The sequence below is a fragment of the Saccharothrix sp. NRRL B-16348 genome (assembly GCF_001280085.1).
GTDB lineage: Bacteria > Actinomycetota > Actinomycetes > Mycobacteriales > Pseudonocardiaceae > Actinosynnema.
The window spans coordinates 123,377-129,780 of the sequence record NZ_LGED01000214.1; the positions used below are offsets into that span (position 1 = coordinate 123,377).

A 6,404-nucleotide genomic window follows, 5' to 3' on the forward strand; every position below is an offset into this window, starting at 1 on the left:
CGCGAAAAGACCTCAGGGCCATTCCCGCGATACGCGGGGGTGGCCCTGAGCCTTTTCGGTCCTCACACCGCGGTCCTTACGCCGCGACGGTTCGCGATGCCTTGTAGGGCCGCACGACGGCGTTGACGAACGCGTCCAGCTCCGCGTCGGCGCGGTCCAGCTCCACGTCGTCCTGGTCGTTGTCGATCCGGTGCACCCGGCCCTTCAACGTCGTGATGCGGCCGAGCTGCTGGTGGCCGTGGTCCGAGGCGTACAGCGCCTTCGCGGCCGGGCTCGGCAGCTGGTGGTCGTCGGACGGGCTGATCACGATGGTGTGCCCCACGATCGCCAGCTTCGGCGGCTGCGCACGCTGTGCCAGGCGGGCCGCGCGGGTCTCGGCGGACGCCGTCACGTGGATCACCTGCGCCGCCGCCAGCACCTCGTCGCCGAACACCTGGAACGCGGCGGCCAGGTCGGACCGGGCGAACTCGACCAGCGTGATGCGGGTGTGGCCGCGGTTCTCCCACACCTTGTTGGACAGCGACCGCAGCGCCGGCTCCAGGTCGCGCTCGTCGCGCACGTGGAACGCGCCGCCCGCGTGCGCGGTGAACCCCTCGCCGCGGGCGCCTTCGAGGGCGATCTGGCGGTGCACGTGGTCGTGGAAGGCGAACGGGTAGTCGGTCAGCTCCACCACCTGGAACCGCAGCGCGCGCAGCTTGGCCGCGAGGTGCCGGCGCACCGTCGACTTGCCGGCGCCGGGCTGCCCGACGATGAACACGACCGCCGCCGAGTGCCGGAACGCGACGTGCCGCACCAGCGACGCGGTCACGGTGTCGTCCAGCTGGTACTTCGCCCGCACGCCGTGGGAACGGGCGCACGCCTGCTGCACGGTGTCACCGGGCCGCAGCGCCTCCTCGGCCAGCACCGACTCCAGCGGCACGGCGACGTCCCACGACTGGTCGAAGCTGTTCTGGAAGACCTGCGCGGGTTCGGGGCCGTTGAGCAGGAACGGCCGGTCGCCGCGCCGGGCGCGGTGGTTGATCACCACGCTGTCCCGTTCGCCGCCGAAGACGTGGAACGACAGGTCGTTGGCGTTGTGGGAGCGGTCGACGCGGACCTCGATGCCGCGCGCGGCCAGCTCGGCGGCGGCCACGATGCCCTCGTGGCTCTCGCGCGTGACGACCCGGACCTCGCCGCGGGTGTTGAGCTTCTCCCACGCTTCCTGGATGCGGACCAGCTGCTCGTTGCCCGCCGCGGGGGTCAGGTTCGGCACCACCGCGTGCAACCGCCGCACACCCTTGTCCCGCGAGGCGCGCAGGACCCTGGACAGGTAGTTCCGGCGGTTGACCTTCTGCGCCGACGCTTCGGGCACGCGCCGACGCGCCCGTAACGCCCGGACGACGGCCAAGACCAGCGCCACCGTCAAACCGCTGGTGATCGAGATTCCGAGCTGAAGAGACCAGTGCACAGCCGCACCTCCACTCCTGACCCGCCGGTGGAGCGGAAGCGCCTGCACCGTGCTTGGGGATCTCTTACCCACATGGGTGCGCGGCGAAACCCTTGCGTGCTAAGGGGTGGGGTCGATGTTGGACAGCGGCTCGTCGACGTCGACCCGGCTGATGCCCCCGACGGACGTGACCTTCTCGGCCAGCTCCACCGGGACGGTGACGCGGACGTAGCCGATGGCGGCGTCGGTGGCCTCCACGGTCCCGCCGATCCGGTCCATCGCGGCGGCCACCTCGTCGACCTTGCCCGGCTCGGTGGAGACGGTCAGCCCGATGGTCCGCACGCCGTCGCGCTTGGCCTGCGCCAGCACTTCCTTGGCGTGAGGGCTGAGCTTGGACGGCGGTGGCGGCAGCGACGACACGCTGACCGGACCGGTGATCGGGGGCTCCGTGCCGAACCCGCCGGAGTCCGTCGGGCGCTGCGCGCAGCCCGTCAGCACCAGCCCCGCCAGCACCAGTCCCGCCAACGCGGTCGTCACCACGAGTCTTCGCATGAGCCCTCCTGCGGCCGATCCTGCCACCAGGACGGAACTGGAGGTCAGCGCGGTTGCACGGGCTGCTCGGGGCCGCTGAACGCCTGCACGCGCTCCTCGCCGTCCTCGCTCTCGCCGAACACCCGGTTGTCCGACGACCCGTTCCCCGTCGGCAGCGGCTCGGCGGGGGTGGCGCGGGGCAGGTCGCGCACCCGGACCTGCGGCAGCGCGCCGGGGTGCCGCGCACGCAGCCAGCCGACCAGGTGCTCGCGCGCCACGCACCGCAGGTCCCACAACCGCCCGGCGTCCGACGCGCTCACCAGCGCCCGGACCCGCACGAACGACCCGACCGCGTCGGTCACCTGGAGCACGCACACCCGGCCGTCCCACAGGTCGCTCGTCTCCAGCGCGTGCCGCAGCTCCTGCCGCAGCTCCTCCACCGGCACGGTCCAGTCGAGGTCCAGCTCCACCGTGCCCAGCAGCGCCGACTGGGTCCGCGTCCAGTTCTCGAACGGTGTCTTGAGGAAGTAGGCGGTGGGCAGGATCAGCCGCCGGTCGTCCCACAGGTGCACGACCACGTAGGTGAGGGTGATGTCCTCGACGCGGCCCCACTGGCTCTCGACGACGACCACGTCGTCCAGCCGCAACGCGTCGCTGAACGCGATCTGCACGCCCGCGAACACGTTGCCCAGCAACGACTGCGCCGCCAGCGCGGCGATGGCGCCGATCACACCGGCGGACGCCAGCAGGCTCGTGCCCGCCGCGCGGGCGGCCGGGAACGTCATCAGCACCGCGGCGGCGGCGAGCACGCTCACGATGACCACGGTGACCCGGCGGACCAGCGTGATCTGCGTGTGGACGCGGCGGGCGTGCCGGTTGTCCGACACGTCGACCCGGATGCGCGCCAGCGTCGCGTCCTCGATCACCACGAGCAGCGAGGCGAGCAGCCACGCGCCGGCGAGGATTAGCGCTATCCCCGTCACGTGCAGGGCGACCGGTCGCCAGTCGCCGCGCGCCGCCACGCCGAGGGAGAACTGCACCGCGACCAGGACCGCCACCGCCAGCGCGGGCCGGTGCGCGTGCCGGGCGAGCCCGGCGAACAGCGCCGACCGGCGGCCGATGCGGCGGACCACGCGGTGGACGAGGGTGACGGCGAGCAGCGCGACGAGCAGCGAGCCGGCGAACGTGAGGACGGCGGCGAGCACGGACGGGCACCTCCTACTTGCTTGCTTCGCGATTGGAGACGATCTGGGGTTCGTACCCATCCACGCCCCGCTTCACGCCTCCCCCCGCGCGTGTCGAACGTTCAGAACGCGCGTGTCGAACGCTCGCGTCGGGCGTGTCGAACGTTCAGAGCGCGAGAGTCCTACGTTCAGGACGCGAGAGTCCTACGTTGAGGACGCGTGAGTTCAACGCTCAGGACGTCGGCAGCAGGTGGGCGACCTGGCCGACGAACGCGACCAGCCGGTCCGGGGTGAACCGCTCCGGGTCGGTGATCACCAGGCGGCCCGCCATCTCGGCCAGCGCGAGCATGGTGTGGCCGAGCAGCTCGGCGTCCAACCCGGTGCTCCCCAACGCCTTCAGCCCCAGCTCCGCCAGGGAGTTGACGTGCGCCAGCACCCGCGCCCGCACCAGCGCGACCTGCTGCCGGAACTCGACCGGCGTGCCCTCGGGCGGCAGCAGCACGAGCCGCCACCGCTCCGGCGACGCCACGACCGCGTTGATGAACGCCCGCACGGTGTCGGTGTAGACGTCCTCCGGTGAACGGTCGCCGAAGTCCGTGGTCGGCATCGCGCCGAGCACCTGCGCGGTGGCCCGTTCGGCCTCGCGGTGCAGCAGCGCGGCGATCACCTCGGCCCGGTTCGCGTACAGCTCGTAGACCACCGGCTTGGTCACGCCCGACCGCCGCGCCACGGCCTCCATGGTCAACGCGTCGAAACCGCCTTCGGCGATCAGGCCGAGCGCGCCGTCCAGCAGCTGGTCGCGCCGCTGTCCCGGCGGCAGGCGCGGTGCGTACTTGCGGCGCGTTGTGCTCACCGACCCATATTGCTACGGTGGCGTAGCTTTCACAAAGCTACGCAGGCGTAGTAAGCGCTCGGAGGCAACGGTGTTCGTGGAGTCCGAGGGCGTGCGGCTCGCCGTGTTCGAACACGGCGACCGGTCCGCGCCGACCGTCGTCCTGGTGCACGGCTACCCGGACACGCACCGGGTGTGGGACGACGTCGTGCCGTTGCTGGCCGAAGAGTTCCACGTGGTCACGTACGACGTGCGCGGCGCGGGCGCGTCCTCCGCGCCACGCGGGCTCGCCGCCTACCGGCTGCCGGTGCTGGCCCGGGACCTGTTCGCGGTGATCGCGGTGGTCAGCCCGGACGCGCCGGTGCACGTCGTCGCGCACGACTGGGGCTCGATCCAGGCGTGGGAGGCGGTGACCACGCCGGACGCGCCGATCGCCTCGTACACCTCGATCTCCGGGCCGTGCCTCGACCACGTCGGCCACTGGATGCGCCGTCGCCCGACCACCCGGCACCTCGACCAACTGCTGCACTCCTGGTACATCGCGGTGTTCCACCTGCCGTTCGTGGCGCCCTTGTTGTGGCGGCACGTGATCGGCCGGCGTTGGCAGAAGATCGCGCAACGGCTGGAGGGCGTGTCGCCGCACGTGTCGCCGACCATCGTGCGCGACGGCGAGCAGGGCATCGCGCTGTACCGGGCGAACTTCATCCCGCGGCTGCGCTCGCCCCGCGTGCGGCGGACCGATGTGCCGGTGCAGGTGGTGCAACCGTTGCGGGACAAGTACGTCACCGCCGGCGTGACGGAGGACGTGGAGCGGTGGGCGTCGGACGTGCGGCGCCGCGTGATCGACGCCGGGCACTGGGCGCAGATCACGCACGCCGACACGGTGGCGCGCCTGGTCACCGACCACGTCACCGCGCACAGCCTCCCTTCCTGACCTGGGCGAGCGCGTCCCGGGCCTGCTGGCGAGCGAGGTTCCAGGAGCGCCAGTCGTCCGGTTCGACGCGGCGGGACCGCAGGGCGCACGCGCGCAGGTCGTCGGGCAGCGTGACGAGAGCGGGCACGGCGTCGTCGGACAGCCGGGACAGGTATACGACGTCGATCTTCTGGGTGGCGTGGTAGCGGTCGATGTTGCGCTCCGCGATGAACCGCTCCGGGTTGAGCGCGGCGAGCCCGACCAGCGCCGCGAACCCCGTGCCGACGACCGCGCGGGCCAGCCACCCGGCTTCGAGCTTCACCCCGGCCGCCAGGACGAGCAGGTAGACGACGCCGAGCCACACCTCGCAGGCGAAGACGAGGACGCGGAGCACGGTGAAGCCGTAAGCCTGCTGGTAGAGCCACATGCGGGCGAGGGCGGAGGCGACGATCACCAGGGTGAGGACGCTGAGCGCGCCCAGCAGGCCGCGCAGCCAGCGGCGGTCGTCCGGCGAGTCGAGTTGGGCGAGACGTGCGACGACCGCGATCACGCCGAGGGTGAGCACGGTGACGGCGAGGAGCTGCCAGAAGCCGCTGCGGGCGTAGTCGGCGTAGGTGAGGTCGGGGGTGACGGTGATGTGCTCGTCGCCCGCGAAGAGGGTCTTGATCTGGACGGCCACGAATGCGGCGAACAGCAGCACGAGCGCGCCCACGGGCAGCACCCAGTCACGTCGCGCGACCGTTCGGGGCAGGTCGCCGGCCTCGTCGGGTGTGCGCGGTGAGACCAGCAGGTAGGCCGCGCCGACCGTGCCGAGGCCGACGGCCAGGAAGAGGACGACCGGTTGGCCGATCGACTCGTCGGGGGCGATCGAGCCGAGGAGTTCGGCGAACGCGGGGTCGGCGCCGGAGAGGAGTGGGACGAACACCACCAGGAGGGCGGCGGTCACCAGGACGGGGCGGGCCAGGCGTGGGGTGCCGCCGTTTTTGACGCCTCGGGCGACCCATGGCAGGGCGCGGATCGCGGCGACCGGGACGGCCCAGGCGCCGGCGACGAGGCCGCGCGCGGTTCGGCCTCCGGCGACCGCGAGGGAGCCGGAGGCGCAGCCGGCGAGGACGCAGAGCGTGAAGAGCCAGCCGGCGGAGGTGAACGCGCCGACGGCGAACAGGGCGGTGGAGAGGACGGCCCAGCCGATCCTGACCTTGCGCAGGAGGGCGAAGACGATGACGGCGGTGAGGGACCAGCCGAGGCCGGGTTCGCCGAGGGGGAGCAGGACGGATGCCCCGAGGCCGGCGGCGGAGCCGGTGAGGAGTACGCGGTTGGGTGTCATCGGGTGTTGGCCTCCAGGGCGTGCGCCATCGCCCGCGATTGGTGGCGGGGGTGGGGTTTGAGAGGTGGAGAAAAAGATTAAAAGATTAAAGAGTCCTCGCCGGACGGGCAGATCAGCAGGATGACGCCTGGTTTGCGGTTAAGCGCCGGGGCCGTTGTGGTGCGGGTTTCGTGTCATCCCACCGACCTCCC

6 protein-coding genes are annotated in these 6,404 nt (G+C 71.9%); 1 reads left to right on the forward strand and 5 read right to left on the reverse strand.

The annotated features are described in order from the left end of the window. Positions 1-76: 76 nt before the first annotated feature. The 4 genes from ADK67_RS28635 to ADK67_RS28650 all read right to left on the reverse strand — a co-directional run bounded on the left by ADK67_RS28635 (position 77) and on the right by ADK67_RS28650 (position 3,994). Entirely contained in the window at positions 77-1,447 is a 1,371-nt protein-coding gene (locus ADK67_RS28635) for an AAA family ATPase (protein ID WP_053719628.1), read from the reverse strand. A 99-nt stretch (positions 1,448-1,546) separates the two neighbouring features. Then, positions 1,547-1,978 carry a hypothetical protein gene (locus tag ADK67_RS28640; RefSeq protein ID WP_157620905.1) on the reverse strand — a complete coding sequence of 144 codons (432 nt, stop codon included), beginning with the start codon at positions 1,976-1,978 and terminating at the stop codon, positions 1,547-1,549. 44 nt (positions 1,979-2,022) lie between these two features. Continuing rightward, complete coding sequence (locus ADK67_RS28645) at positions 2,023-3,162, reverse strand: mechanosensitive ion channel family protein (protein WP_053719630.1); 1,140 nt, start codon at positions 3,160-3,162, stop codon at positions 2,023-2,025. Positions 3,163-3,373: 211 nt separating this feature from the next. Further along, positions 3,374-3,994, reverse strand: coding sequence for a TetR/AcrR family transcriptional regulator (locus ADK67_RS28650; protein WP_053719631.1), 621 nt, complete (start codon positions 3,992-3,994; stop codon positions 3,374-3,376). Between the two features lie 70 nt (positions 3,995-4,064). Here ADK67_RS28650 and ADK67_RS28655 point away from each other — a divergent pair, with 70 nt between their 5' ends. Continuing rightward, positions 4,065-4,907, forward strand: a complete 843-nt coding sequence (locus tag ADK67_RS28655; RefSeq protein WP_053719632.1) for an alpha/beta fold hydrolase — start codon at positions 4,065-4,067, stop codon at positions 4,905-4,907. Here the strand turns inward: ADK67_RS28655 and ADK67_RS28660 are convergent. Further along, positions 4,882-6,213 (reverse strand): DUF4153 domain-containing protein, encoded by a 1,332-nt coding sequence (locus ADK67_RS28660; protein ID WP_157620906.1) that lies wholly within the window; start codon positions 6,211-6,213, stop codon positions 4,882-4,884. The genes ADK67_RS28655 and ADK67_RS28660 overlap by 26 nt on opposite strands. Positions 6,214-6,404: the final 191 nt, after the last annotated feature.

What these genes read in the sequence shown, in the direction of transcription:
- ADK67_RS28640 (WP_157620905.1), bottom strand. Translation starts at nt 1,978, where the DNA reads ATGCGAAGACTCGTGGTGACGACCGCGTTGGCGGGACTGGTGCTGGCG.
- ADK67_RS28660 (WP_157620906.1), bottom strand. Translation starts at nt 6,213, where the DNA reads ATGACACCCAACCGCGTACTCCTCACCGGCTCCGCCGCCGGCCTCGGG.